We start from the raw sequence: 25,736 nt of genomic DNA, 5'->3' as shown, positions 1-25,736 counted from the left end.
CCATCGGGCAGATCGTGGCGACCACCATCGAGAGCATCAAGGCGTTCGAGCAGGGCGCCGTGCTGGCGCACCGCGTGCCCACCGGGGCGTGAAGGGTCAGGGCGACGGCGGTGCGGGCAAGTCGTCCAGCAGGCGGACCGCGCGGGCCAGGTCCCGTGTCGCGAACCCTTCGGTGAACTCGTCGACCACGGCCTGGAGCATGGGCCGCGCGCTCCCGGCCTTCGGGCCGTGGCGCCACAGCGTGGCAAGGTCCGTCGCCGCCCGCAGCCGCCACGACAGCGCATTGACCATCTGGGCCTTCGTCATCGATTCCAGCAGCCGTTGCTCTGCGTCCCGCGGGTGGCCCCGGTCCTGGAGGATCGCGGCCTGCAGCCGAAGCACCTCCGGCAGGATCCAGCCCTCGTTCTGCTCGTGTGCGACGTCGAGGGCCTGGCGGATCGTCGCGTCGGCGTCGTCCAGGTCGCCCGCGGCGCGCTGCGCGTCGGCGAGGACACCCAGGTAGTACGGCATCCGCGCGAGGTGGTTGGTGCGGCGGAAGTCCTCGATCGACAGGCGCAGCCGCTCGACCACGCCGGCCGACGCCCCCTGGGCGGCCAGGTCGAGCGCTGCCCGGTAGAACAGCGCGAGCGGGCGCCGGGCCACGATGCCGTGGCGCATCACGTGCTCCTCGAGCAGGCCCACGGTGCGGTCGCACGCGTCGAAGCAGCCGCTCCAGTAGTACACGGGGCAGGCGTACGAGAGGATGTTGTTCAGCGACAGGTGGTGCCGTGTGCGCTGCGCGACCTCCACCACCTGGGCCGCCGTGCGCATCGCCGTGTCGGGTGACCCGGTCAGCCACTGGACCTGCGTGAGCACGCTGCCTACCATGACCTTCGGGTCGGACAGGTAGCGCACACCGTCCCGGAGGTCGCGGCGTTGCAGCGTCTCGAGGCGGTGTCGGGCGTTGCGGAGCCGACCGAGGAACAGCTCGCCGATGCCGAAGTGCACTTCGCCCTCCGGCAGCACCGACGGGTCCTCCGCCGAGGCCTGGATGGCGAAGGCCTCGACCGTGTGCACCCCGGCCTCGTGTTCCCCGGTGAACAGCTGGTAGATCCCGATCATGATCAGGCAGCGCATGCGGTAGTCGCCGTTGCCGGTCCGCTCGGCGATCTCGAGCGCCCGGCGCAGCGTGTCCATCGAGACGGGCTTCAGGCCTTCGGTGAACATCGACGAGCCCCCCAGCCAGAGCTTGAGCTTCATCTCGAGTTCGGTGCCGGAGAGGCCGGTCGCGTCCAGCTCGCGGACCGCCCTCGACACCTGGACGCGGCATTCCTCCGTGAGCGAGAAGTGGTTCCACAGGAGGATGCCGGCGAGGGTCAGCCGGATGCGCAGCACCCGGTTCGTGTCGTCCCGGGACGTCCATTCGAGCGCGCCGCGAAGATCGTCGATGAACCGGCCATACGAGGCGCCCCATTCGTTGGCGGGGCGCTGTTCCCATTCCACCGTGGCGCGTTCGAGGACGGCGCAGATGTGTTCGGCGTGCCGCTGCTGCACCGCGGCGAGGTCGCCGTTCGACTGCATGCGCTCCCGGCAATGGCTGCGGGTCGTGTCCATCAGCCGGTAGGCGATGCGGTCGCCGTCGATGTCCGTCGAGATGAGCGACTTGTCGGCGAGGAGCGCCAGACGGGCCATTGCTTCCGGGCGCGCCGTGGCGGATACGGCCAGGGCGCCCTCCGGGTCGAACGATCCCGAGAAGACGGCCATGGCCTGCAGGAACGCAGCCTCGTCCGGCGACAGCAGTCCGAAGCTCCATTCGAGCGTGGCCGCCAGCGTGCGATGCCGCTCCGGCCCGGCACGGCGGCCGGTCAGCACCGAGAAACGGTCGTTGAGCTGGGACAGCAGTCCGGCGACGCCGAAGACGTCGACGCGCGTGGCGGCCAGCTCGATCGCGAGGGCCATGCCGTCGAGACGCCGGCAGATGTCGGCCACCACGGGTGCGTCTGCGTCCGACAGGTTGTACGAGTCGACCCGCTCGCGCGCGCGCTCGACGAACAGCTGGATCGCGGGATACCGGAGGGCGTCCCCCGCATCCACCGTCGCGCCCTCGGGTGGAGAACTGAGGCCCAGCAGCCGGCGCACGCGCTCGCGGTTCACCATCAGCGGCTCGCGGCTGGTCGCGAGGATGCGCACGCCCGGGGCTCGCGCGAGGATGCGCTCGGCGCAGCCGGCCACGGCGTCGATGACGTGTTCGCAACTGTCGAGCAGCAGGAGCGTGCGGCGGCCCTGCAGGAAGTCGCAGGTGGACCCGAGCATGTCGGCGGAGGTCACTCCCACGCCGATGGCCGCCGCGATGGCGTTCGGCACCAGTTCGGGGTCCGTCAGGGTGGCGAGGTCGATCAGCCACACGCCCTCGGGAAACTCGTCGAGCGACCGCTCGGCCACGGCGAGGGCCACGGTCGTCTTGCCGATGCCTCCCGGACCGACGATCGAGACCAGCCGGCCCGTCTCCAGTTCCGCCGAGAGCGACTCGATCACGTCGGTGCGGCCGAAGATGCGCGTGGTGCCGATCGGAAGGTTGTGGCCGGGCCGGGGCGCCGCGGGCGAATGCGGCGCGGACTCGCCGAGCGACTCGACCGGCGCGACGAACCGGTAGCCCCGGCCGGTCACCGTGGCGATGTAGGCGTCGGTGGGTGTGCCCGAGCCGTCGCCGAGCGCGCGGCGCAGCGCCGCCATGTTCACCTTGAGGTTGCCTTCGTCGACCACCACGTCGGGCCACACCCGGTCCATCAGCGCCCGCTTGCCCACCACCTCGCCGGGACGCTCGACCAGCGCCGTCAGGATGTCGAGCGCGCGGCCGCCGATGCGGACGGGCGAGCCCTCCAGCAGCAGCTGCTGCCGTTCCGGCACCAGGACGAACGGCCCGAAGCGATAGGACCGCGGTTGGACGTGGGGGAGGTTGGTCACCTCGAGATCCTCGGAAGCGAAGTGGGGGAAGGGGGCTCGGCGGCCTTTCGGATTAGGCACTCCCGATGCCGCGATTTGCAAGCGCCCACGCGACCGGTCGCCGCGCTGCTTTACCGGATTTAACTGGACCTCCGACGCGCGCGGCTGGAGCATGGGGGCCCGTGGCCCTTCGGGCCGTGTTCCCCCGACCCTTCCACCAGAGCGCCAGCGACCATGTCCCTTCCCCCGATCCACCGTGTCGTCACCGGCCACGATGCGCAAGGCAAGGCCATTGCCGTCGAGAACGGCCCGCTGCCCACCGTCCGGGATTTCCAGGAGATGCCGGGGATGGTGTTCCACGAAGTGTGGGAAACCCAGGGCACGCCGCCCCGCGTGGGCAACGGTCCCGACCCGACCCTCGGGCCGTTCATGCACAACGCCCCGAAACATGGCACGCGCATCCGCTTCGTCGACTTCCCGCCGGATTCCGCGGCGTTCACCAACTCGCAGCAGATGAAGAAGCTGTTCGACGAGATGGACGAGGCCAAGGGCTTCACCACCCGCGACGATTCCCCGCACCCGATGATGCACCGCACCGAGTCGTTCGACTACGGCGTGTTGATCGAGGGCGAGCTGGTGCTCGTGCTGGACGATTCCGAGGTGGTGCTCCGCCCGGGCAGCGTCGTGGTGCAGCGGGGCACCAACCATGCCTGGGCGAACCGCTCCGGCAAGCGCTGCCGCATGCTGTACGTGCAGATCGACGGGGAGTACGACCCGGCCATCGCGGCGTTGATCGCCGGGCGCTGAACGGCTCAGCCGGGCCGCGCGGTCGCCGCGAGGGTGTCCAGCAGCGTGGTGGCGGTGCGGAGGTCACGCGTGCCGGAACCTTCGGTGAACTGGTCGACCACCGCCTGCAGGATGGCGGTGGCGACCGTTTCCTTGTCGCCGCAACGCCAGAGCGTCGCCAGGTCGATGGCGGCCCGCAGGCGCCACGACAGCGTGCCCGCCCCCTGGGCCTTGGCCATCGACTTCAGCAGCCGCTGGCCGGCCTCGTGCCGCCGGTCCTGAGCCAGCAGGATGGCTGCGTGGACGCGCAGCACCTCCGGCAGTGCCCACCCTTCGTTGTGTTCATGGGCCACGGCCAGTGCACGCTGGATGGCCGCGTCCGCTTCGCCCACGAGGCCGGCGCGCAGGCGTGTCTCGGCGAGGACGCTCAGGTAGTAGGGCAGGCGCGCGAGGTGGTTGGTGCGCGTGAAGTCGTCGATGGACGCCCGCAGCCGGTCCAGCACGCCCGCCGACGGTCCCTGGCGGGCGCCGTCGAGCGCGGCCCGGTAGAAGGTCGCGAGCGGCCGGCGCGATGCGATGCCGTGCCGGACGACGTGCTCCTCGAGTTGCGCCACCACCTGCGCGCACGCATCGAAATCACCGGACCAGTAGTACACCGGACAGGCATACGAGAGGATGTTGTTCAGCGAGAGGTGATGCCCGCCGCGCCTCGCCGCGTCGATCGCCTCCTCGGCGGTCCGGCGGGCTTCGTCGGGCGACCCGGTCAACCATTGCACCTGGGTGAGGACCGACGCGAGGCTGATCTTCGGGTCGGAGTGGTAGCGCACGCCGTGGCTGGCGAAGTACCGGAGGTCACGGCGGCGGAGGGCTTCCAGCCGCTGGCGTGCGTTCGGAAGCCGTCCCAGGAACAGCTCGCCGATGCCCAGGTGGACTTCGCCCTCCGGCAGGATCGTCGGGTCCTCGGCACAGGCCAGCGCCGAGAAGGCCTCGATCGTGCGCAGGCCGGCCTCGTGTTCCCCGGTGAAGAACTCGTAGACGCCGATCATCATCAGGCAACGGAGCCGGCAGTCGGTGTCGCCGGTCTGTTCGGCGATGCGGAGCGCCTGCTGCAGCGTGTCCATCGCGACCGGCTTCAGGCCTTCGGTGAACATCGTCGTGCCGGCCAGCCAGAGCTTGAGTTTCATGTCGAAGCCGGTGCCCGCGAGTCCGGCGGACTCGAGTTCTCCGGCCACCTGAGACACCCGCACGCGGCACTCCTCCATCAACGAGAAATGGTTCCAGAGCGAGATGCCGGCCAGTGTCAGCCGGATGCGCAGCGTGCGGTTCCGGGCGTGCCCGCCGGTCCAGTCGAGCGCGCCGCGCAGGTCGTCGATCATCCGGCCGTACGCGGCACCCCAGTCGCTCGCCGGCCGGCGTGCCAGCTCCGCCGCGGCGCGTTCCAGCACGAGGCAGACGTGCTCGGCGTGGCGCTGTCGGGCCATGGGCGTTTCGCCGTGGGCGAGCAGCTGATCCAGGCAGTGGCTGCGGGTGGTCTCGAGCAGCCGGTAGGTGATGTGGACGTCGTCGATGTCCGTCGCGACGAGCGACTTGTCCGCGAGCAACGTGAGGATGGCCAGGGCCTCGGCGGTCGACGCGGCCGCGACGGCGCCTGCGCCGGCGGCGTCGAAGGGCCCGGAAAACACGGCGAGGGCCCGAAGGAACCTCGCGTCCTCCGGCGACAGCAGGCCGATGCTCCAGTCGATGGTGGCCGCCAGCGTGCGGTGCCGCTCGGGGCCCGCGCGCCGCCCGGCGGGCACCGCGACGCGGTCGGACAGCTGCGCGAAGAGTCCTGCCACGCCGAAGACGTCGACGCGGGTGGCCGCGAGCTCGATCGCGAGTGCCATGCCGTCGAGCCGGCGGCAGATGTCCGCCACGAGCGGCGCATCGGCATCCGACAGCCGGTAGTGCTCCAGCCGTTCGCTCGCGCGTTCGGCGAACAACTCGACGGCCGGCCAGCGCAACGCATCGCCGGCGTTCAGGCCCGAACCCTCGGGTGGTGACGCCAGGCCGGGCAGTCGCTGCACCTGCTCTTGGTCCGCCATCAGCGGCTCGCGGCTGGTTGCGAGGATCCGCACGTCCACGGCGCCCGCGAGGATTCGCTCGGCGCAGCGGGTGGCGGCCTCGAGCACGTGCTCGCAGCTGTCGAGGACGAGGAGCATGCGACGGTCCAGCAGGAACTCGCAGGTCGTCGCGAGCAGGTCGGCGGAGGTGACCCCCACCCCGATGGCCGCCGCGATCGCGTGGGGCACGAGCAGCGGGTCCTTCAGCGGGGCGAGGTCGATGAGCCACACCCCGTCGGTGAACCGGCCCACGATGCGTTCGGCAGCGGCGAGGGCGACCGTCGTCTTGCCGATCCCGCCCGGGCCGACGACCGAGACCAGGCGAGCCGTCTCCAGGGCGTCCGCGATCGACGCGATGGCGTCGGCGCGGCCGAAGACGCGGGTGCTCCCGATCGGGAGATTGTGCGCGGCGCGAGGCGCGTCGCGCGTGGGGCGGCGAGGCGAGGTTCCGGCCCGGACGGGCGCGACGAACCGGTAGCCCCGGCCCGTCACGGTGGCGATGTACCGGTCCGCGTCGCCGAGCGCGCGCCGCAGCGCGGCCATGTTGACCTTCAGGTTGCTCTCGTCGACCTCCGCGCCGGGCCACACCCGGGCGATCAGCGCCTGCTTGCCGACCAGCTCGCCAGCCTGTTCGACCAGCACCGAGAGCAGCGCGAGCGCCCGTGTGCCGAGGCGCACGGGCTCGCCGTCCCGGACGAGCGACTGCTGCTCCGGCACCAGGACGAAAGGGCCGAAGAGAAACGACCGGAGGAGGGGGGCGCTGAGGTCATTCACCTCGAGGTCCGTTCAGGAAAAGGTGGCGGGAAGAGGCGGGCGGGTGACCGGAATTAGGCCCGCGCGGTGCCAGCCGAGCAAGGGCGGGGACCCCGCGCCTCCCCACATTTAACCGCGCCTAACTCGACTGCGGCGGGGCGCGCACCGAGCATTCGGACCAGTGACATCCGTCGATGTCGAGGAGGCCGCCATGGTCCAGATCAAGCCCCAGCACGTGAACGTCGCGATCCAGCACCTCGAGCCGCTGCTGGCCCGCGGGGTGCATTCCGCCCTGACCGGCGCGCCGGGCATCCAGATCGTGGAGGCCGGCGGCGCACGACCCGGAGAGCGCGTGCACGTCGTCGTCACGGACTGGGCGCAGGCCGAGCGGCTGCTGCTCGCCCCGCGCGGCCCGTGGTCCTGCGCGCCGTGCGTGCTGGTCATCGCCGCACAGGTGCGGCAGCAGCCGCTGGTGTCGGCGATGCGCCGCGGGCTGGGGGGGCTGGTGCTGGCCTCGTGCAACGAGTCCGAACTGGTGGCCGCGGTGCATGCGCTCGCTGGCGGCCACGGCTACATCTGTGCCGAGGTGGCGCAACGCATCGCCGCCGACTTCGCCCGCGAGCCGCTGACGACCCGCGAGGAGGACGTGCTGCAACTGCTCGCCCGTGGCCTGTGCAACAAGTCCATCGCGGGCCGGTTGGGCATCGCGGTGGGCACCGTCAAGGCCCACGTCAAGTCCATCTTCGGGAAGCTCGAAGCGTCTTCCCGCACCGAGGCCGCCAGCATCGCGACCGAGCTGGGAATCATCGCGATTCCCGGCGTCGCGCCGCGCGAGGCCCTTGCCCTGTCCTGACCGGATTTCACCGGCGGTGTCCGGGCCGCCCGCTTCCCTTGGCGACCAAGGCAAGAGCTTCTTCCATCACGGAGAAACATCCCATGAGTCGCATCCACGTCGTCGAACTTTCCACCGCCACGCCCGAGCAGAAGGTGCTGCTGGAAGCCATCCAGAAGCAGCTGGGCATGGTGCCCAATTTCCTCAAGGTCTTCGCCAACTCGCCTGTGGCGCTGCAGGCCTTCCTCGGGCTGCACGGCGTCGCCGGCGCCGGCAGCCTGGACCCCCTCGACCGTGAGCGCATCGCGCTCACGCTCGCGCAGCAGAACGGGTGCCAGTACTGCGTCTCGGCGCACACGGCGATCGGACGCAAGACCGGCCTCTCCGACGAGGAGATGGCCGCGGCGCGCGAGGGCACGAGCGACGACCCGACCTCGGCCGCGATCCTGAAGTTCGCGCGCAGCCTGATGGCCCGCCACGGCGAGGTCTCGGCGCTGGAACTGACCGAGGTCCGCAGCGCGGGGGTCGACGAGGCGCAGATCGTCGAGGTGATCACCCATGTCGGGATGAACTTCCTGACGAACATCCTCGGCAAGGCCAGCCTCGTCGAGATCGACTTCCCGAGCGTGAAGCTCGAACTCGCCTGACTTTCCGAACCCTTCCGTCCGCCGCGGCGGTTCGACGCCGTCTCCGGCGGGCGCCCCTTGCATCCGCCGGAGATCCCCATGGGACGCGCCTACTCAGACATCACCTTCACGCCCACCGTCCGCGAGGTCCAGACCGAACTGGGCAGCCGGGAGCAATACGCCTTCCTGGACGCCCACCCCGATCGCGGAGACACGCTGACGCCGCGGGAGGCGGAGTTCGTCGCCGAGGCCGATCATTTCTTCCAGGCCACCGTCGGCGAGACGGGCTGGCCGTACGTGCAGCACCGCGGCGGGCCCAAGGGCTTCCTCAAGGTGCTGGACCCGAGGACGCTCGCGTTCGCCGACTTCCGCGGCAACGTGCAGTACCTGAGCGTGGGCAACCTCCGCCAGGACGATCGCATTTCTCTGATCGTCATGGACTACCTCAACCGCCGCAGGCTCAAGCTGCTGGGGCGGGTCACGCTGGTGAACGCCGAGGATGATCCGGTGCTGCTCGCCGCCGTGCGCGACGAGGCCTACGGCGCGACCGTCGAACGCGCCTTCGTCATCCATCTCGAGGGCTGGGACTGGAATTGCCCGCAGCACATCACCACGCGGCTGACCGAGGCCGAGGTGGGCACGATTGTCTCGCCGCTGAGGGCGCAGGTGCAGAAGATGCGCACCCAGCTCGCCGCCGCGAAGGCCGCCGCGCCGCGGATCGCGGAGAACCTCGGGGACGGACCGCTCGCGCTGCGCGTCGCCGGCGTGCGGCAGCTGACCGCGACGGTGCGTGCGTACGAACTGGTCGCGGCCGACGGCACGCCGCTGCCGACGGTGCAGGCCGGGGCGCACCTCGACGTGCCCGTGCGGCTGGGCGACGGCACCGTTTCCACGCGGTCGTACTCGATCGCCTCGAGCCCGCTGCGCACCGATGCCTACGAGATCGCGGTGCTTCGCGAGCCGGAGGGCCGCGGCGGATCGGCCGCCGTGCACGAGGCCTTCGCGATCGGCCTGCGCCTGAACTGCGCGCCGCCGGTGAATGCCTTCGCGCTCGAAGCCGCACCGCATCACGCGGTGCTGGTTGCGGGTGGCATCGGCATCACGCCGATCAAGGCGATGGCGCATGCGCTGGCCGCGGCCGGTCGCGAGTTCGAGCTCCACTTCGCGTGCCGGTCACGGGCGCAGGCGCCGTTCCTCGGGCAGCTGGTCGAGCAGTTCGGCGCCCGCGTGCGGGTGCATGCCACGGACGAGGGCCAGCGGCTCGACGTGCCCGCGCTGCTGCGTTCGATCGGCTTCTCGGCGCACGTGTACGTCTGCGGTCCGTCCGGCCTGATCGATGCCGTCCGGACCGGGGCCGACGAAGCCGGCATCGACCCCCGGCGCGTGCACTTCGAGCGATTCGTCGCACCGCGTGACGACACCGATGCGCAAGGGTTCACGGTGCGCCTGGTGCGCAGCGAAGTGGACGTGGTGGTGCCGCCGGGCTGTTCGATCCTGGAGGCCCTCGAAGCCCGGGGCTTCCGTCCCCCCGCCTCGTGCCGCATCGGCACCTGCGGCACCTGCGCGATGCGCGTGGTGGGCGGCGACCCGCTGCACCGCGACGCGGTGCTGACCGCGGAACAGCGCCAGGTGCAGCACCTCATGTGCATCTGCGTGTCGCGTGCCGAGGGAACCGGGCTCCGCCTCGACTACTGAGGCGGGCCCGGCACGGGCGCTGCCGCCTACTTCAGGTGGCGCCCGAGGAAACCGCGCATCAGGTCGGCGATGCGCGCGCCGTCCTCCTCGAGGGCGAAGTGGCCGGTGTCGAGCAGGTGCAGCTCGGCCTTCGGCAGGTCGCGCAGGTACGGGTGGGCGCCGGCGGGCGGGAAGATCTTGTCGTTCTTGCCCCAGACGATCAGCATCGGCGGCTGGTGCTTGCGGAAGTACGCCTGCCAGCTCGGGTACAGCGGCGGATTCGTGCCGTAGCTGTAGAACATCTCGAGCTGGATGTCCTTGTTGCCCGGGCGGTCCATGTAGGCCTGGTCGAGGTACGGCGCATCGGGACTGATGTGCTTCAGGTCGCGGTAGCCCTCGCTGTACTGCCACTTCGTCGCGGTGAGCTCGAACAGCGGCCGCAGCTTGTCGCCGTTCGCCTGCGACTTGTCCGCCCAGTACGCCTTGGCCGGCACCCAGAACGGGTTGTCGAGGCCTTCGTCGTACGCGTTGCCGTTCTGCACGACGATGGCACTGATGCGCTCCGGATGCGCGGCCGCGATGCGGTAGCCGATCGGTGCGCCGTAGTCCTGCACGTACATCGCGAAGCGCGTGGCGCCCACCGCCACCGTGAACTTGTCGATCACGTTCGCGAGGTTGTCGAAGCTGTACTTGAACTGGTCCATCGGCGGCATGTCGCTCTGGCCGTAGCCCGGGTAGTCGGGCGCGATCACGCGGTAGCGGTCGGCCAGGCGCGGGATCAGGTTGCGGAACATCTGCGACGAGGTGGGGAAGCCGTGGAGCAGCAGCACCGTCGGTGCGTTCTTCGGGCCCGCCTCGCGGTAGAAGATGTTCAGGCCGTCGACCTTGACGGAGCGGTACTCGACGGCCGCGGTGCTCGCGACGTGGGTGGCCGCCGCGGCCTGCGCGTGGGACACGTGGGGGGCGAGCGAGAGGACGGTGGCGGCCGCCCAGAGGGTGGCCTGGCAGAGCTTGAACATGAAGAACTCCTGTGGAGGGACGAACGGAAATGCCCGACGCGCGGGCGGACACGGCCCCGGACCTTCGGCCCGGGACCACGGGGGGAACGAGGGAGGGCCGACCGTCAGCGCGAGGCTGGCGGCCGGAGGTGGCGACCGAGGAAATCGAGCATCCGTGCAGCGATCTCGTCGCCATGGGAGGCGAGGGCGAAGTGGCCCGCACCGTCGATCAGGTGCACTTCGGCGCGGGGCATGTCGCGCTGGAAGGCCCGTGCACCGGCGGGCACGAAGAAGGGATCGTTGGCGCCCCACACGGCCAGCAACGGCGGACGATGCCGGCGGAAGTACGCGTGCAGCGCGTCGTACTGCGCGAGGTTGGTCCGGTAGTCGAGCAGGATCGCGAGCTGGATGTCCTGCTGTCCCGGCCGGTCGAGGAAAAACTGGTCGAGCAGCCAGCGGTCGGGCGCGATGCGGGCGGGTTCCTTCACGCCGGCGAGGTACTGCCACGTCGTCGTCTCGAGCGTGAACAGCTTGCGCAGGCCGTCGCGGTTCGCGGGCGACGGGTCGGCCCAGAACGCGCGCATCGGGGCCCAGCCCGGGCTCAGCCCCTCTTCGTAGCCGTTGCCGTTCTGGGACACGATCGCGGTGATCCGCTCCGGGTGCGCCACCGCGAGCCGCCAGCCGATGGGGGCGCCGATGTCGAACACGTACATCGCGTAGCGTGTGAGGTGTTTCGCGGCGGTGAACCCGTCGACCACGGCGGTCAACTCGTCGAAGGTGTAGCCGAACGACGTGCCGGCCTTCAGCTCGGTCAGGCCGAAGCCGGGCAGGTCGGGCGCGACCACGTGGTAGCGCGTGGCGAGCTTCGGGATCAGGTCTCGGAACAGGTGCGAGGACGTGGGAAAGCCGTGCAGCAGCAGGATTGCCGGCGCGTTCGCCGGACCGGCCTCGCGGTAGAAGACGCGGTGGCCGTCGACGTCCACGAACGCGTGTCGCACCGTGGTCGTGTCGTTCGCGCGCGGTGAGGCGGCGGCCGGTCCGGACAGCAGCCACAGGATCGGCAGCAGTGGCACGAGGCCGAGCAGCCGTTGAAGGAACACGCGCATGAAGATCTCCTCGAGGTCACGGCACGCGACATGCGGCCAGGTCCTCAAGGTAGTTCGACCGCGCCGGCGGCAACAGGGCTCGCGGGTTAAACGTGGTGAAGCCTGGAGGGGACTTCTCCCGGGCGGGAGAGACGGCGTACCCGCTTCGGCGCAGGGTGTTCTCGCCGCCCCGCTTTCGAGGGCCTTCCGGCACCGGCGCACCAGCGACGTTTGCGACGGGTGCGCTTGTTCGAAGGGGAGAGGACCCGTAGGTCGCAAGCGGGTGGTGGGCGTGCGCCGGCGTTCGAAGAATGGGTCTCGCTCGTCCCCCAACGTTTCCCCAAGGAGATCCCATGACCTTCACCGCACGACCCGCCTCGCGGCTGCTCACCCCGTCCGACCACACCCTGGTGCTGATCGACTTCCAGGCGCAGATGGCCTTCGCCACCCACTCCATCGACGGCGTGAGCCTGCGCAACAATGCCGCCATTGCGGCGCAGGCGGCGGCGGGGTTCGAGGTGGCCACGATCCTCACCACGGTGGCGGCCCGCAGTTTCTCGGGCCCGATGTTCGAGGAAGTCACCGGGGCCTTCCCGGGCCAGGAACTGCTCGACCGGACCACGATGAACTTCTGGGAGGACGAGAACGTCGTCCGTGTCGTCAACGCCATCGGCAAGCGGCGATTCGTCCTGGCGGGCCTGTGGACCTCGGTGTGCATCGTGGGGCCGGCGTTGTCGGCGCTGGAGCAGGGGGCCGAGGTGTTCGTGCTGACGGACGCCTGCGGCGACGTGTCGACCGAGGCCCACGAGCGTGCCGTCGCGCGCATGGTGCAGGCGGGCGCGCAGCCCATGACCGCGCTGCAGTACCTGCTCGAACTCCAGCGCGACTGGGGGCGCGGCGAGACCTATGGCCTCACCACGGGCATCGCCGAGCGGACGGCTGGGGGCTACGGTCTGGGCATCCAGTACGCCAAGGCGATGTTCGGCGGGACGGGCGGTTGAGTCGTCGCGGCCGCACTGCGGCTCAGCGCTGCAGTTCGGCCAGCAGCCCGGTGGCGGCGCGAAGGTCGGGTGTGCCGAAACCCTCGCTGAAGCGGGCGAGGACGGACGTCAACAGATCCGCCGCCTCCACGGGGCGGGACCGTGCTCTCCACAACCGGGCGAGGTCGTGCGTGGCCCGCAACTGCCAGGACAGCGCGCCGATCTCCTGCGACAGGTGGATGGCCGCATGGAGCAGGGGTTCGGCCTCCTCCGGCCGCCCCCGGGCCGTGGCGATGGACGCCTGGATGCGCAGGACTTCCGGCTCGCACCACTTCTCGTTCTGGCTCGTGGCCAGCGACCTCGCCTCGCCGACCACCGCTTCCGCTTCCTCGAATCGTCCGGCCTGGCCGAGCACTTCCGCCAGCACGGCGGAGTACCAGGGCAACCTCGCCATGTGCCCGTGGGTCCGGAACTGCGCGACCGCGCGCGTGAGCAGGGTGATCGCTTCGGGCCGCCCCGGTTGTTCCATGGCCGCGACCGCGCCGCGGCAGAACGTGACGATGGGCGTCCAGGTGACGATGCCGTGCCGTTCGACGAGTTCGTCGAGCATGGCCGCATGGCGGCGGCTCTCCTCCACGTTGCCCAGCCACAGGTAGACGAGGCTGTTCCACGCGAGCGCGATGCTCAACGACAGTTCATGCGCCGCCTGGTGTCCGTACACGAGGATCGTCTCCGCGGTGCGCGCGGCGGCATCCGGGCGCCCCGTCAACCACTCGGCGTGGCACATCACCACCAGGGTGTTGACGCTGTTGCTGTACTGGAAGCGGGCGAAGCGGGTGTCGTTGAAGTCCTGGGCGTGTTTCGCGTGGAGGCGGGCCATGCGAAGCCGGGCGTCCTCGATCCGGCCCACGAAAGTCTCTCCGACGCCGAGGTGGCTCTCGCCCTCGGCCAGGGCCGACGGGTCTTCGGCGGTGGCGATGGCCAGGAACGACTCCAGCGTGCGGATGGCGGCGTCGTGGTGGCCGAAGAAGAGTTCCATGGTGCCGATCAGCCGCAGGCAACGCAGGTGGAAATCGGTGTCGTCCAGCGTCATGGAAAGACGCAGCGCGTGGGCGATGGCCAGCCGTGCGTCGGAGGTCACCCCGCGTGTGTAGAGGATGGCGCCGGCCAGTGCGAACTGCAGGTTCATCTCGACCGCCGAGCCTTCCCGGCCGGCCTCGCGCAGGGCGGCGATGGCGCGCGTGAGATGCGCACGGCTCTCGTCGGTGAGGGAGAAGTGGTTCCACAGCAGGACGCCGACCGACGTCAGCCGGATCATCAGGGACTGCTGTTCCGGCTCCGCGCCCGCCCAGGCGAGGGCCGCCCGCAGGTCGCCGAGTTGGGACCCGTAGGTGGCGCCCCAGTCGCGTGACGGCTGCTGCCCCCATTCGCTGGCGGCCCGCTCCAGCACGCCGCACACATGTTCCGCATGACGCCGGCGCACCGGCGCGTCCTCGCCGGCCTCCGCGAGTCGCTCGAGGCCATAGGCCCGGGTCGTCTCGAGCAGGCGGTAGGACATCCCGCTCGCATCCGTCTCGACGGACAGCAGTGATTTCGATGCCAGCTCGGCCACCATGCGCCGGGCTGGACCCGTGGCGGTGTCGCCCACGGTGGCGGCGCCCTCCGCCCGGAAGGCCCCGGCAAAGACCGAGATCGTGCGCAGCAGGCGGGCCTCGTCCGGCGGGAGCAGGCCGTAGCTCCAGTCGAGCGTGGCCGCGAGGGTGCGGTGTCGTTCGAGGCCGGCACGCGTTCCCGAGAGCAACCGGAATCGATCGCTGAGTTGCTTCTGCAGGCCCTTCACGTCGAACACGTCGACGCGCATGGCGGCCAGTTCGATCGCGAGGGCGATGCCGTCGAGGCTCCGGCAGATGTCGGCCACGGTGGGGGCCGCGGCGTCGTCGAACACGAAGGTCTCCAGGCGATCCGTGGCGCGGTCGACGAACAACTCGATGGCCGGGTAGCCCAGCGCGGCCTCGGCGTTCAGCCCGGTCGACGCCACCGGGACGGCCAGGCCCGGAAGGCGGTGTTCGTGCTCTCCGCCCACGTGCAGGGCCGCGCGGCTGGTCGCCATGACGTGGACGTCGGGCGCTTCCTGCAGCAGCTGCCGCACGCAGTCGCCGATGGCCGCGGCCATGTGTTCGCAGTTGTCGAGCACGAGCAGCATCCGGCGGTCGCGGAGGAACCTGCAGAGGGCCGGCATGATGTTCGCCGAATGCACGGCGAGGCCCGTCGCACCCGCGATCGAATGAGGCACCAGGGCGCTGTCGCGCAGGGTCGCGAAGTCGACGAGCCAGACGCCATCCGGGAACGCATCGGTCGCCCGCTCCGCCACGGAGACGGCGACCGTGGTCTTGCCGATGCCGCCGGCGCCCACGATGGACACGAGCCGATGTCGTTGCACCGCCTGCCGCAACTGCTCGATCGTGTCGCCGCGACCGACCACCCGCGTCGTCATCGCCGGCAGGTTGTGCCGGCGTCTCGGAACGGAGGGAAAGTCCAGCAACTTCGCCGACACGGAGGGGGGGCGCCCGGCCTCATGCTCATGACTCATGCGGGTCCTGCTCTCCATGCTCGATCAGTTTTTCAGCCGCGAAGGCGCGCGCGACGTGGGTCAGGCGGTACCGCATCTCGTGATCCCGCATCTCGGCCAGCACGAGTGACTTCGCGATCAGCCTGGCGAGATGGTCGACCACGGCCGCGGGATCCATGCCGCAGGCGCCACTGACCGCGCACGCCGACGCCAGGCTGAAGGCCCCGGGGAACGTCGACAGCCGGCGCATCACCGCTTGCTCGCCCGGCGACAGGATGCTGTAGCTCGACTCGACGGAAGCGGTGAGGGTCCGGTGACGGGCGGGGCCCTCGTGGCAACCGTCGAACATGTGGAAGCGCCGGTCGAGGTGGTCCAGCGTGCCCGCGACGCCCAGGGGCCCCACGCGCCCGGCCACACGCTCGATCGCCAGGGCATGGCCGTCGAGCCGGTGGCAGATGGCGGCGACGTGGGGCGCGTTCGTGTCGTCCAGCCGGAAGTCCGTCGAGTGTTCAGCCGCCCGCGCCGCGAACAGTTGCACGGCCGGGAAGGCGAGCGCAGCCGCGGCACCGAGTCGCTCCGGGTCGGGCGGCAGGCCCAGACCGGGCAGGCGCCGCACGCGTTCGCCCCGGATGCAGAGCGGCTCCCGGCTGGTGGCGAGCAGCGTCACCTTCGCCGTGTTCCTGAGCCACTGTTCCGCGCACAAGGCGACCGCGTCGATGAGGTGCTCGCAGTTGTCGAGGACGAGCAGCACGCCGTGGTCCTGCGGGGAGGCGTCGGGCCAGTGCGGCTTGTCGCCGTTGCCCCGGCTGGATCGCAACATGCTGGCGATGGCCCCGGAGACGTCGGACGGGTCCCGCAGCACGGCCAGGTCGACGAACCAGGCGCCGCCGGGGAACGCGGCGGCCGCCTGGTCCGCGATGGCGAGGGCCACGGTCGTCTTGCCCACGCCTCCGGGCCCGACGAGGGTGACCAGCCGGGCCTGCGCCAGGTCGCGGAGGATCGCTTCGATGGTGTCGTCCCGGCCGAAGATGCGCCGGTTCAGCGGAGGCAGGTTGCCCAGGCGCGGGAGCTTCGCGCCACGAAGCGGCTGAGCGGAGGCGGTCGTGGCGCGAACGTCCCCGATGAACTGGTAGCCCGTGCCGACCACGGTCGCGATGTAGCGCGGCGGGCCGGGGCCATCGCCGAGAAGGCGGCGGATGGCCGCGATGTTGACCTTGAGGTTCGTCTCTTCCACGACCAGGCCCGGCCACACCCGGGACATCAGCTCGGATCGGGAGACCACCTCGCCATGGCGCTCGACCAGCACGGTGAGCAGGTCGAAGGCCCTTCCGCCGATGCGAACCGGCTGGTCCCCGTCCAGCAGCGACTGCTGGTCGGGGATCAACTGGAACGGTCCGAATGCGAACGCCTTCGGCGCTTCGGAAATCAGGGCCTTCAAGCGAACTCCATCCGGGAAATGTGCGATGGCGCAGGTGTACCGCCTGGGCGGCTTCGGTGCCAGTTAATTTCGGTAAATGGGGTCGGGTTCCAGGACCCGGGCCGTCGCCGCGGCCTTCGTCACCCCGTGCAGCTCCCCGCGCCCGGATAGGGCGGCACCTGGCCCGATTGGCCGAGGGCCGTGGCCACCCTCAGCAGCAGCGACAGGTCGAGCTGCTCGGGGCTGCGCGGCTCCAGGTCGTAGTGGCACAGCGTGCCGATGAATTCGCCGTCGCGGGCCACGATGGGGATGCCGGCGTAGGCGCGCACCACGTCGCGGGCCTCGTGCAGCGCCGTGCGGGGGTCGAGCGTGGCATCGGCCGTGACGAACGGCGCCTTGCCGTCGCGCACCAGGGTGCAGTAGGTCGCCGCTTCGTCCACCGTGGCGGCCTGCAGGTCGTTCAGGTCCATCCGGTCGACATGCACGGTGGACGTGGCCTTGCCGTTGCGGAACCGGAAGATGCCGATGAAACGGTAGTCGGACTTGCGCAGCACGGAGTACAGCGCGGCGCGGATGCCCTCCGTTGCCAGCAGGGTCGAGAAGGTGTTGAACGCGGCCAGAGAGTCGTCGACGTCACCATGGGACGACGCGGCACACGTGCTGGCCACGCGTGGCGCCTGGCCGGCCAGGGTCAGGCCCGTTGCGACGGCGGACCGCAGGTCCTGCGCGGTGGGCACTGATCGGTCGTCGTGGGTGGGGGGCATGGGAACGCGTTGCTGACCTCGGGGTGATCGAACAATTCTAGTGTCCTGCTGTCTCTGCCCAGGCATTCCGTCCTGAGTCCCGGCGCAGCCTCCCAGGCCGTGTTCAGTTAATTGCGGTTAACCGGAGGTGTGCAAGGCGGCACCGGCCAGGCTCGCACCTTGCACCGGCTGCGGTACCTCATAAGATCGGCGTTCCCACCGCCCGCACATCCCGTGCGGCATGCCCGCTGCCAAGGATTCCGAGGTGACCGACGACTGCCAACCAACCCGCTCCTACCGATTCGGTCCTTTCGTGCTCATGCCGGAGCGGCAGTTGCTGCTGCGGGAGGGCGGGGCGGTCCGCATCGGCGCCCGAGCCCTGGACCTCCTGACGATGCTGGTGGAGCGCCCGGGCGAGTTGATCGGAAAACGTGAGCTGATGGCCCGTGTGTGGCCCGACGTCGTCGTCGACGAGAGCAACCTCAAGGTGAACATGGCAGCGCTGCGACGGGCGCTGGGCGATGGCGCCGGAGACGCCGCCGCGTCGTGCATCGCCACCGTGACGGGGCGTGGGTACCGGTTCGTCGCGGCCGTCGAGTCGGTCGGGCTGTCCGCGGTGACCGCCTCGCGGTCGCGGCGGCCCCGCGTCCCCCACAACCTGCCCATCGGCACGATCCGCATCTTCGGTCGGACCGAAGTGATCGAATCGCTCACCGACGAGGTGGATGCCGCGCGCATGGTGACGATCGTCGGCCCCGGCGGAATCGGCAAGACGACCGTCGCATTGGCGGTCGCCGAGCGGTGCTTCGACAGGTTCCCCGACGGCGTGTGGCTGGTCGACCTCTCCACGTTGACCGAGCCCGGCGGTGTTCCCGGTGCCATCGCGGCGGCCATCGGCCCGGGCGGCACACCCTCCGAGGGGACCGGATCGATGTGGCGGCAACTGCGCGACCGCCGGGCGCTGCTGGTGCTCGACAGCTGCGAGCACTTGATCGATGCCATCGCGGACTGCGTCCAGGTGTTGATGGCGTGCGCTCCCGGCGTGCACATCCTCGCCACCAGCCGCGAGCCGCTCATGGTTCATCGCGAGCGTGTCCGGCGGCTGCTGGGGCTGTCGTCCCCGCCGGAAGGGGCCACGCTGGATGCCGAGGCGGCGCTGCAGTATCCGGCCATCCAGGTGTTCGTCGAGCGCGCCAGCGAGCGCGTCGAGAACTTCCGGTTGTCCGATGCCGACGCGCGCCTCGTGGGCGACATCTGCCGCCGCCTCGACGGCATGGTGCTCGCGATCGAGCTGGCCGCGACCCGCGTCGACGTGTTCGGGGTGGCCGGACTGCTCGCCGCGTTGAACGACCGGTTCTCCATCCTTGCCGAACGGCGGGCGGGGCCGGAGCGTCACCGAACCCTGGCGGCGGCCATCGCGTGGAGCTTCGGCCTGTTGTCGCCCGCGGAGGCGGCGTTCCTGCGAGCCCTGGCCGTATTCCCCGGGGCCTTCGACGCCGAGGGTGCGCGGGCCGTGAGCGCCACGACGCGCACCGAGGCCATGGCCAACCTGGCCCTGCTGGTGGACAAGTCGCTGATCTCCGCCGAGATCGATGGTGAACGCGTCATCTACCGCCTCATGAACACGACCCGCAGCTATTGCCTCGAATGGCTCATGGAAAGTGGCGACCATGCCACGGTGCGGCGGCGGCACGCCGAGCACATCTGCGCCGTGCTGGAGCACGCGAAGTCGGAGTGGGTACAGCGGCCCGCCAGCGAGTGGGGCGCATCGTACGGCCGTGTGATCGACGACCTGCGCGGCGCGCTGGACTGGACGTCCCGTGACGCGTCGAGCCGGCCGCTGCGCATCCGGCTGACGCTGGCGGGGATTCCCTGTCGTTGAGCCAGCACCCGCAGTCCCAGGGAGGAGGGCGGGCTCAGTCCGGCGTCGGACTCGCACCGGGACCTTGCGTGAACTCCGCCCACGCCGTGTCGACGAAACGTGCCAGCGACGGATTGTCGATGCCGCGCGCCAGCTCGGCGGCCACGGCCAGTGCCGCACGCCGGCCCAGGTGCCCGCTGTGCAGGTGCGCCCTGGCAGCCAGTTCCTGCATGCCGCTGCGCTGTGACAGCACGAGCAGCTCGTCCACCCATGCGTGGGCCTCCGGCCAGGCCTGGGCGACCGCCAACCCGCAGAGGGATTCGAGGGCGTGGACGCGGGCCCAGAGGTAGGTGTCCGGGAAGCGCATGCAGCGCCGGATCGCATCGAGCAGCAGGGTGCGGGCCCGCTCGGGTTCGCCCCGGGTGGCCGCCACCAGTCCGAGGCCGCGGCCGGCCAGACCTTCCCAGCACGGATCACCAAGGTGGCAGCCGAGTGCGAAGGCCTCTTCGAACTGGGCGGCGGCTTCGTCCGTGCACCCGCGTTGCAGCTGGAGTTCCGCCGCGAGGGCCTGGGGCCACGGTAGGAAGGCCGTCCACGATTGCCTCGCCTGGGTCACCGTGCGTTCGAGCAGGGGCTCGGCGGCGCCGTGGTCGCCGGTGAGGAGCAGGACGCGGCCGGTCATGGATTCGGCGTACAGGGTCTGGCGGCGTTCGCCGGCCTGGCGGGCGAGGTCGGCAGCGAGGCGCAGTTGCACGAGGGAATCGCCGTAGCGCGCCTGGTCGGACAGCACGGCGCCATGGACGGTGGCGATGCGCGCCAGTTCGGCGGGCTCGCCTTCGGCGAGCGGCTCCGCGCGCATCAGCCAGGTCGATGCACGTTCGTAGCGCCCGGCCAGGAACTCGACGTAGCCCAGCTCGCGGCAGGCGGCGGCGTCCGTTGCGGGCGCGTCTCCATTGCCGATGCCCAGCGCCTCGTGCAACGCGGCCGCGCCTTCCTCGTCGCGTCCGCGTGCGGCGTGCACGAGGGCGCCGCCCAGCGCCACGCGGGTGCGCTTGCGCAGGGGCACGTCGCCGAGGGCATCGGCATCGGCCATGGCGCGGCGCAGGCATTGCAGGCCGGGTTCGAGCACCCCGGCACGCAGCGCGGCCTCGCCGGCTTCGAGTTGCGCGAGCACGGCGCCACGGCCGACGGCCGGTGCCTGTGTGGGCCGCGACGTCGCCGTCGCGAGCGCGTCGTCCAGCGCGGGGCCGGGGGCGATGCCGAGTTCGCGGTCGAAGAGGGCGCGGCAGGCCGCCGCCTGGCGGGCGGCAGCGATGCCGTCGCCGGCGGCGCCCAGGCAGCGCACGAGCAGCACCTGGAAGTTCTCGTCGAGCGGTTCGAGGGCGACGAGGCGGCGCGCGAGGGTCGCGGCGTCGGCCGCGGCGCCTTCCGCCAGCCGTGCGAGCGCGGCTTCGCGCAGCAGGGCCGTCGTCAGCGACGCGGCATGACGGCGTTGTCCATCGAGCCAGACTTCGAACGACGGGCTCCCGCTGAACGCCAGGCCTTCGAGCAGTTCGCCGCCGAGGCCGGGCAGGTCGAGCGCCTCGCGCCAGTGGCCGTGCGCGACCACGTCGACGTCCACGAGTGCGAGCACGTCGCGAGGCAGGGTGAGGGGATCGCCGCGCAGCACCTCGTCGCCGAGGCCGCGGCGCAGCTCGCGCAGGTTCCAGCGGAGTGCCGCGAGCGGATCCTCGGCGTCGGCGAAGAGCAGGCCCGCGAGGTGGCTGCGGCTGGCGCCGGCCGGGCGCAGGGCCAGGTAGGCGAGCAGCGCCCAGGCCTTGCGGCCGCGCAGCGCGACCGGTTGTCCGTCGCCGCGTTCGATGCGTGGAGGACCCAGCAGGTGCAGCGAAACGCTCATGGGCGCGAGTGTGGCATGGGAGTCCCCGGAGGACGATGCCCCCGGGGGAGGGGCCTCAGGCCTCGGCCGTGGTGGGGTCGATCATCGTGACGACCCGCGCCACGCTGTCGGCCGGGAAGCCGCCGCGGCGGGCGTGCTCGCGCACGACCTCTTCATCGGCGGCGTTGTAGACGCAGTACATCTTGTCGCCGGTCACGAAGCTCTGGACCCACTGGACCTGCGGTCCCAGGTCGCGCAGCACGCCGTTCGAGCGGCGGGAGGCGGCCTGCAGTTCGGCCGGGCTGAGGGCGCCGAGGCGCGGGATGTTGCGTTCGATGACGTACTTGGGCATGGTGAACTCCTGTCAGTGGTTTCGGGTGAAGGGAGCCCCATGGTGCGCAGCCGGCGTGTGAGCCGGCGTTTGACGGATCAGCCGCAGCCGCCGCGGTCGAGCAATTGCGGCCCCGGCCCGCGCTCCGACAGCTCGTCCAGCGGATTGCGCAGCGGACACGCGCTGACCGAGAGGCACCCGCACCCGATGCACCCGTCGAGTTGGTCGCGCAGCCGGGTCAGCTGTTCGATGCGTTCGGTGAGGTCGGCGTGCCAGCGGGCCGACAGGCGCGACCAGTCCGCCACGGTGGGCGTGCGGCTTTCGGGCAGCGCCTTCAGTGCCTCGCCGATGGCGGCCAGCGGCACGCCCACGCGCTGGGCCACCTTGATGATCGCGACCCGGCGCAGCACCTCGCGCGCGTAGCGCCGCTGGTTGCCCGCGTTGCGGTGGCTGTGGATCAGCCCCTTCGATTCGTAGAAATGCAGCGCCGACACCGCGACGCCGCTGCGCTCGGCGAGTTGCCCCACGGTGAGGGTCTTGCCGATGTCCGCCGGATCCAGTTTGCCCATGGGGGATTGCCTTGACCTCAAGTTTGCTTGAGGTTTTAAGCTGAATTCCATCGAAGTGCAAGAGGGGACGCGGATGACGGAGCGGGAGGACGCGCTGGCCGAGGAGGTGGCGCTGCTGGTGCGGGTCGCGATGCAGGCGATCGCGCCAGCGTGGCGGCGGGCCACGGTGCGGTTCGCGTGGGACGGCGGTTGCTTCAGCACGACGGTGTCGTACGCCGCGGCCCACGACCCCTTGCCGGTGGACGCCGTGGCGCACCGGGCGCTGTTCGTGCGCCTGCAGCAGGCGGGGCGGCGGCTGCCGCACCCGGGGACGTCCGGGGGCTGCGACGTCGACATCGACGCCGCGGGCACCCACGCGGCACGCGTGAGCCGCGCGTGAAGGTCAGGGCAGCGTCTGCTCGTGTTCGGGCAGCGGGTTGAACGGTTCGTCGGGCGAGGACGGGGCGGCCTGGTCGATCGGCAGCTTGGGAATGTCGCGCGGCGGCGTGGCCGCAGCCGCGGCGGGCGCCGGGGTGGAGGCGGGCGGGTCGGCCCAGCCGTGCATCGCGGGCGCGGGCTTCGGTGTGCTGGCCACCTTCGGCTTGCGGCGCGGCGCGGGCGGCACGTCGAGTCCACCCCAGGTGTCCCAGGCCGAGTGGCGCGCGTCGGGAGGTGCGACCGGCAGTTCCTCGATGACCTCGCCGAGGGAGTCGGTGATCATGACCCGGTGCGACGACGTGTTGGCGGCGACGGCGCGGCCGAACTTGCGCAGCATCTCGAGGTCGTTGTGCCAGACCCGGCCTTCGCGGCGCAGGCGCCCCTCGGCGTCGCGCGACACCTCCACGATCCGGTAGATCGGCTGCCGGTCCCAGCGCTGGTCGTCGGCGGGGGCACGGAAGCCGGTTGTCACCGTGCCGTTGGGCTTCTGGGAACCTGACACACGCGCCTCCTTGGAATGGGTTTCGACGGGTTATCGGCCGGTCCGGCTGGAAATGAAGCAGAACTTCGCGGCCGTTCATAATGGACAGCGTCCACATGGAGGCACGATGGCAGCGAAGGCGGGGCGGGAGCGTGAGACCTACCGGCATGGCGACCTGCGCAATGCGCTGTTGCAGGCCGGCATCGCGCTCGCGCGCGAGGGGGGCCGCGACGCCATCGTGCTGCGCGAGGCCACCCGCCGCGCCGGGGTGGTGCCCAACGCCGCGTACCGCCACTTCGCGAGCCGCCAGGACCTGATCGACGCGGTGCGCGCGGCCGCGCTCGCCGAACTGGCGCAGGCGATGGAGGCCGAGATGGCCGCCGTGCCCGCCGGATCGGTGCCGGCCGAGGCCGCGCGCGCCGGGCTGCGTGCGGTGGGGGCGGGCTACCTCCGGTTCGCCCGCGAGCAGACCGGCCTCTTCCAGGTCACCTTCCCGTTTCCGAACGACCCGCGTGGCGAGGCCGACCCTGCCAAGGCCGGCCCGGGTGGCCTGAACCCGTTCCAGCTGCTGGGCCTGGCCCTCGACCGGCTCGTGGCGGCGGGTGTGCTGCCCGCCGAGCGCCGGCCAGGCGCCGAGTTCCTCGCGTGGTCCGCGGTGCACGGCCTCGCGCTGCTCGCCATCGACGGTCCGCTGCGCCATGTGCCCGCGCCGTTCACCGCGCAATTGGGGCAACGCCTGCTCGACATGGTGGAGCAGGGGCTCTGACCCGGAGGCGCGACCCCGGGGCCTAAGATGCGCGGCACCGTTCACGCGCCGCAGGAGCCCCGCATGTCCCTCCGTTCCGTTCGCCGCTGGTGCCTCACCGCGGCCGTCCTGTCGTTCCAGTCGACCGTCTCCTGGTCGGCCTCGGTGGCCCCGGTGGTGTCCGACCGCGGCATGGTCGTCACCGCCCAGCACCTCGCGACCGAGGTGGGCGCCGACGTGCTGCGGCGTGGCGGCAACGCGGTGGACGCGGCCGTGGCGGTGGGCTATGCGCTGGCCGTGGTGTATCCCGCCGCGGGCAACCTCGGCGGCGGCGGCTTCATGACGCTGCACCTCGCCGACGGCCGCGAGACCTTCATCGACTTCCGCGAGAAGGCCCCGCTCGCCGCCACCGCCGACATGTACCTGGGCGCCGACGGCAACGTGGTCAAGGGCCGCAGCACGGTGGGCCACCTCGCGGTGGGCGTGCCGGGCACGGTGGCGGGGCTGGAACTCGCTCGCGCGAAGTTCGGCACGATGCCGCGCCGGGCCCTCGTGGCCCCGGCCATCGGGCTCGCCGAACGCGGCTTCGTGCTCGACGCGGGCGACGCCCGCATGTTCGAGGTGGTGGGCGACGCGCTGAAGGCCGATGACGCCACCGCGGCCGCCTTCCTGAAGGACGGCCGTGTGCCGAAGGCCGGCGAACGCCTCGTGCAGAAGGACCTCGCGGCGACGCTCAAGCGCATCGCCGCCCACGGCAACGACGGCTTCTACCGCGGCCGCACGGCCGATCTGCTGGTGGCGTCGAGCCAGGCCGGCGGCGGGCTGATCCGCCATGCCGACCTCGTGGCCTACAGAGCGGTGGAGCGGGAGCCGGTGGCGTGCGACTACCGCGGCTACCGCATCGTCTCCGCGCCGCCGCCCAGTTCCGGCGGGGTGATCGTCTGCGAGATCCTCAACGTGCTCGAGGGCTACCCGCTGAAGGACCTGGGCTACCGCTCGGCGCAGTCGGTGCACTACCAGATCGAGGCGATGCGCCACGCGTACGTCGACCGCAACAGCTACCTCGGGGACCCCGACTTCGTCACGAACCCTGTGGCGCGCCTGCTCGACAAGGGCTATGCGGCGAAGGTGCGCGAGGCCATCGATCCGGCGAAGGCCGGGGTGTCGAAGGACCTGCGCCCCGGCGTGCCGCCGCACGAGGGCGTCAACACCACGCACTACTCCATCGCCGACCGCTTCGGCAACGCGGTGGGGGTCACCTACACGCTCAACGAGTGGTTCGGCGCGAAGGTGACCGCGGCCGGCACCGGCGTGCTGCTCAACAACGAGATGGACGACTTCACGTCGAAGCGCGGCGTGCCCAACGCGTACGGCCTCGTGCAGGGCGAGGCCAACGCCATCGCGCCTGGCAAGCGGCCGCTCAGCTCGATGAGCCCCACCGTCGTGTCGAAGGACGGCAAGCCGGTGATGGTGCTGGGCACGCCGGGCGGCAGCCGCATCATCACCACGGTGGTCCACACAATCCTCAACGTCGTCGACTACGGCATGGACGTGCAGGAGGCCGTGGACGCGCCGCGCTTCCACCAGCAGTGGCTGCCCGACGTGACGAGCGTGGAGCCGTACGCGATCAGTCCCGACACCCAGCGGCTGCTGGCCGGCATGGGCCACCAGCTCGGCAAGCCGCACGAGGCGAACCACGTCGCCGCGATCCTGATCGGCCCCTCGCCGCGCCTCGGCGGCGACGGGCCCGTGCGCTTCTACGGCGCCAACGATCCGCGGCGGCGTTCAGGGCTCGCCAAGGGGCCCTGAGCGGCGGCGACACGGGGAGGTCCCGCCACGCCTCCCGCGACCGTGCCGGAGCAGGAACGGCGCCGTTCCGTGCGGCGGGCGGATCATCCGGGCGATCTGCGGACCAGAACCGCGCCGCTTCGGGCACAACCCTGATGACGTCGCGGTTGACGCAACGCAGACT

At 71.1% G+C, this 25,736-nt stretch carries 20 protein-coding genes; 9 read left to right on the top strand and 11 right to left on the bottom strand.

All coding sequences use genetic code 11. The features are described 5' to 3' along the window. Positions 1-96 precede the first annotated feature (96 nt). Complete coding sequence (locus A4W93_RS17315) at positions 97-2,943, bottom strand: ATP-binding protein (protein ID WP_099959927.1); 2,847 nt, start codon at positions 2,941-2,943, stop codon at positions 97-99. Positions 2,944-3,156: 213 nt separating this feature from the next. Here A4W93_RS17315 and A4W93_RS17310 point away from each other — a divergent pair, with 213 nt between their 5' ends. Continuing rightward, positions 3,157-3,729 (top strand): cupin domain-containing protein, encoded by a 573-nt coding sequence (locus tag A4W93_RS17310; RefSeq protein ID WP_085751792.1) that lies wholly within the window; start codon positions 3,157-3,159, stop codon positions 3,727-3,729. Between the two features lie 5 nt (positions 3,730-3,734). On the opposite strand, the gene A4W93_RS17305 is transcribed toward A4W93_RS17310, so the two are convergent. After that, positions 3,735-6,581 carry an ATP-binding protein gene (locus tag A4W93_RS17305; protein WP_085751791.1) on the bottom strand — a complete coding sequence of 949 codons (2,847 nt, stop codon included), beginning with the start codon at positions 6,579-6,581 and terminating at the stop codon, positions 3,735-3,737. A gap of 190 nt (positions 6,582-6,771) precedes the next feature. Between A4W93_RS17305 and A4W93_RS17300 the strand changes: the two genes are divergently transcribed. From A4W93_RS17300 to A4W93_RS17290, 3 genes are all read left to right on the top strand, one after another. Continuing rightward, positions 6,772-7,413: a response regulator transcription factor gene (locus tag A4W93_RS17300; RefSeq protein ID WP_085751790.1), complete on the top strand. Its 642-nt coding sequence runs from the start codon at positions 6,772-6,774 to the stop codon at positions 7,411-7,413. Positions 7,414-7,496: 83 nt separating this feature from the next. Next, complete coding sequence (locus A4W93_RS17295; protein WP_085751789.1) at positions 7,497-8,039, top strand: carboxymuconolactone decarboxylase family protein; 543 nt, start codon at positions 7,497-7,499, stop codon at positions 8,037-8,039. A 78-nt stretch (positions 8,040-8,117) separates the two neighbouring features. After that, positions 8,118-9,713, top strand: coding sequence for a 2Fe-2S iron-sulfur cluster-binding protein (locus A4W93_RS17290; protein WP_085751788.1), 1,596 nt, complete (start codon positions 8,118-8,120; stop codon positions 9,711-9,713). A 26-nt stretch (positions 9,714-9,739) separates the two neighbouring features. On the opposite strand, the gene A4W93_RS17285 is transcribed toward A4W93_RS17290, so the two are convergent. Together A4W93_RS17285 and A4W93_RS17280 are read right to left on the bottom strand one after the other, a co-directional pair. Continuing rightward, on the bottom strand, positions 9,740-10,711 hold the full coding sequence (locus A4W93_RS17285) for an alpha/beta fold hydrolase (protein WP_085751787.1): 972 nt from the start codon (positions 10,709-10,711) through the stop codon (positions 9,740-9,742). A 104-nt stretch (positions 10,712-10,815) separates the two neighbouring features. Further along, positions 10,816-11,796, bottom strand: coding sequence for an alpha/beta fold hydrolase (locus A4W93_RS17280; RefSeq protein ID WP_085751786.1), 981 nt, complete (start codon positions 11,794-11,796; stop codon positions 10,816-10,818). A 332-nt stretch (positions 11,797-12,128) separates the two neighbouring features. Between A4W93_RS17280 and A4W93_RS17275 the strand changes: the two genes are divergently transcribed. Continuing rightward, positions 12,129-12,776 carry a hydrolase gene (locus A4W93_RS17275; RefSeq protein WP_085751785.1) on the top strand — a complete coding sequence of 216 codons (648 nt, stop codon included), beginning with the start codon at positions 12,129-12,131 and terminating at the stop codon, positions 12,774-12,776. A gap of 22 nt (positions 12,777-12,798) precedes the next feature. Here A4W93_RS17275 and A4W93_RS17270 read toward each other — a convergent pair whose 3' ends face one another. From A4W93_RS17270 to A4W93_RS17260, 3 genes are all read right to left on the bottom strand, one after another. After that, a complete protein-coding gene (locus A4W93_RS17270; RefSeq protein WP_085751784.1) occupies positions 12,799-15,249 on the bottom strand; it encodes an ATP-binding protein in 2,451 nt (816 codons plus the stop codon). 85 nt (positions 15,250-15,334) lie between these two features. After that, entirely contained in the window at positions 15,335-16,762 is a 1,428-nt protein-coding gene (locus A4W93_RS17265; RefSeq protein ID WP_099959926.1) for an ATP-binding protein, read from the bottom strand. 119 nt (positions 16,763-16,881) lie between these two features. Beyond that, the gene (locus A4W93_RS17260) at positions 16,882-17,505 is read right to left on the bottom strand and encodes a GAF domain-containing protein (protein ID WP_157131677.1); all 624 of its coding nucleotides are present in this window, start codon (positions 17,503-17,505) and stop codon (positions 16,882-16,884) included. Positions 17,506-17,749: 244 nt separating this feature from the next. Between A4W93_RS17260 and A4W93_RS17255 the strand changes: the two genes are divergently transcribed. After that, positions 17,750-19,366, top strand: a complete 1,617-nt coding sequence (locus A4W93_RS17255) for an ATP-binding protein (RefSeq protein ID WP_169726555.1) — start codon at positions 17,750-17,752, stop codon at positions 19,364-19,366. Between the two features lie 34 nt (positions 19,367-19,400). Here A4W93_RS17255 and A4W93_RS17250 read toward each other — a convergent pair whose 3' ends face one another. From A4W93_RS17250 to soxR, 3 genes are all read right to left on the bottom strand, one after another. Beyond that, positions 19,401-21,242 carry an AfsR/SARP family transcriptional regulator gene (locus tag A4W93_RS17250; protein WP_085751780.1) on the bottom strand — a complete coding sequence of 614 codons (1,842 nt, stop codon included), beginning with the start codon at positions 21,240-21,242 and terminating at the stop codon, positions 19,401-19,403. Between the two features lie 55 nt (positions 21,243-21,297). Then, the gene (locus A4W93_RS17245; protein ID WP_085751779.1) at positions 21,298-21,573 is read right to left on the bottom strand and encodes a DUF4242 domain-containing protein; all 276 of its coding nucleotides are present in this window, start codon (positions 21,571-21,573) and stop codon (positions 21,298-21,300) included. Positions 21,574-21,650: 77 nt separating this feature from the next. Continuing rightward, on the bottom strand, positions 21,651-22,121 hold the full coding sequence (soxR, locus tag A4W93_RS17240) for a redox-sensitive transcriptional activator SoxR (RefSeq protein ID WP_085751778.1): 471 nt from the start codon (positions 22,119-22,121) through the stop codon (positions 21,651-21,653). A gap of 73 nt (positions 22,122-22,194) precedes the next feature. Here soxR and A4W93_RS17235 point away from each other — a divergent pair, with 73 nt between their 5' ends. After that, positions 22,195-22,500: a hypothetical protein gene (locus A4W93_RS17235; RefSeq protein WP_085751777.1), complete on the top strand. Its 306-nt coding sequence runs from the start codon at positions 22,195-22,197 to the stop codon at positions 22,498-22,500. Between the two features lie 3 nt (positions 22,501-22,503). Here the strand turns inward: A4W93_RS17235 and A4W93_RS17230 are convergent, their stop codons facing one another. After that, positions 22,504-23,040 (bottom strand): hypothetical protein, encoded by a 537-nt coding sequence (locus A4W93_RS17230; RefSeq protein WP_085751776.1) that lies wholly within the window; start codon positions 23,038-23,040, stop codon positions 22,504-22,506. A gap of 106 nt (positions 23,041-23,146) precedes the next feature. On the opposite strand from A4W93_RS17230, the gene A4W93_RS17225 reads away from it, so the two are divergent. After that, positions 23,147-23,785: a TetR/AcrR family transcriptional regulator gene (locus A4W93_RS17225; RefSeq protein ID WP_085751775.1), complete on the top strand. Its 639-nt coding sequence runs from the start codon at positions 23,147-23,149 to the stop codon at positions 23,783-23,785. 63 nt (positions 23,786-23,848) lie between these two features. Further along, a complete protein-coding gene (gene ggt / locus A4W93_RS17220; protein ID WP_085751774.1) occupies positions 23,849-25,573 on the top strand; it encodes a gamma-glutamyltransferase in 1,725 nt (574 codons plus the stop codon). The last annotated feature ends 163 nt before the right edge of the window (positions 25,574-25,736 follow it).

The organism is Piscinibacter gummiphilus, from assembly GCF_002116905.1.
Classification (GTDB): Bacteria; Pseudomonadota; Gammaproteobacteria; order Burkholderiales; family Burkholderiaceae_C; genus Rhizobacter; species Rhizobacter gummiphilus.
The sequence above is the reverse complement of the archived record's forward strand: the minus strand, read 5'-3'. Positions and strand labels throughout refer to the sequence as shown.

Bases quoted from the DNA above. Each gene is read 5' to 3' on its own strand.
- A4W93_RS17310 (WP_085751792.1), top strand. From the start codon at position 3,157: ATGTCCCTTCCCCCGATCCACCGTGTCGTCACCGGCCACGATGCGCAA.
- A4W93_RS17300 (WP_085751790.1), top strand. From the start codon at position 6,772: ATGGTCCAGATCAAGCCCCAGCACGTGAACGTCGCGATCCAGCACCTC.
- A4W93_RS17295 (WP_085751789.1), top strand. From the start codon at position 7,497: ATGAGTCGCATCCACGTCGTCGAACTTTCCACCGCCACGCCCGAGCAG.
- A4W93_RS17290 (WP_085751788.1), top strand. From the start codon at position 8,118: ATGGGACGCGCCTACTCAGACATCACCTTCACGCCCACCGTCCGCGAG.
- A4W93_RS17285 (WP_085751787.1), bottom strand. From the start codon at position 10,711: ATGTTCAAGCTCTGCCAGGCCACCCTCTGGGCGGCCGCCACCGTCCTC.
- A4W93_RS17280 (WP_085751786.1), bottom strand. From the start codon at position 11,796: ATGCGCGTGTTCCTTCAACGGCTGCTCGGCCTCGTGCCACTGCTGCCG.
- A4W93_RS17275 (WP_085751785.1), top strand. From the start codon at position 12,129: ATGACCTTCACCGCACGACCCGCCTCGCGGCTGCTCACCCCGTCCGAC.
- A4W93_RS17270 (WP_085751784.1), bottom strand. From the start codon at position 15,249: ATGACGACGCGGGTGGTCGGTCGCGGCGACACGATCGAGCAGTTGCGG.
- A4W93_RS17260 (WP_157131677.1), bottom strand. From the start codon at position 17,505: ATGCCCCCCACCCACGACGACCGATCAGTGCCCACCGCGCAGGACCTG.
- A4W93_RS17250 (WP_085751780.1), bottom strand. From the start codon at position 21,242: ATGAGCGTTTCGCTGCACCTGCTGGGTCCTCCACGCATCGAACGCGGC.
- A4W93_RS17245 (WP_085751779.1), bottom strand. From the start codon at position 21,573: ATGCCCAAGTACGTCATCGAACGCAACATCCCGCGCCTCGGCGCCCTC.
- soxR (WP_085751778.1), bottom strand. From the start codon at position 22,121: ATGGGCAAACTGGATCCGGCGGACATCGGCAAGACCCTCACCGTGGGG.
- A4W93_RS17235 (WP_085751777.1), top strand. From the start codon at position 22,195: ATGACGGAGCGGGAGGACGCGCTGGCCGAGGAGGTGGCGCTGCTGGTG.
- A4W93_RS17225 (WP_085751775.1), top strand. From the start codon at position 23,147: ATGGCAGCGAAGGCGGGGCGGGAGCGTGAGACCTACCGGCATGGCGAC.
- ggt (WP_085751774.1), top strand. From the start codon at position 23,849: ATGTCCCTCCGTTCCGTTCGCCGCTGGTGCCTCACCGCGGCCGTCCTG.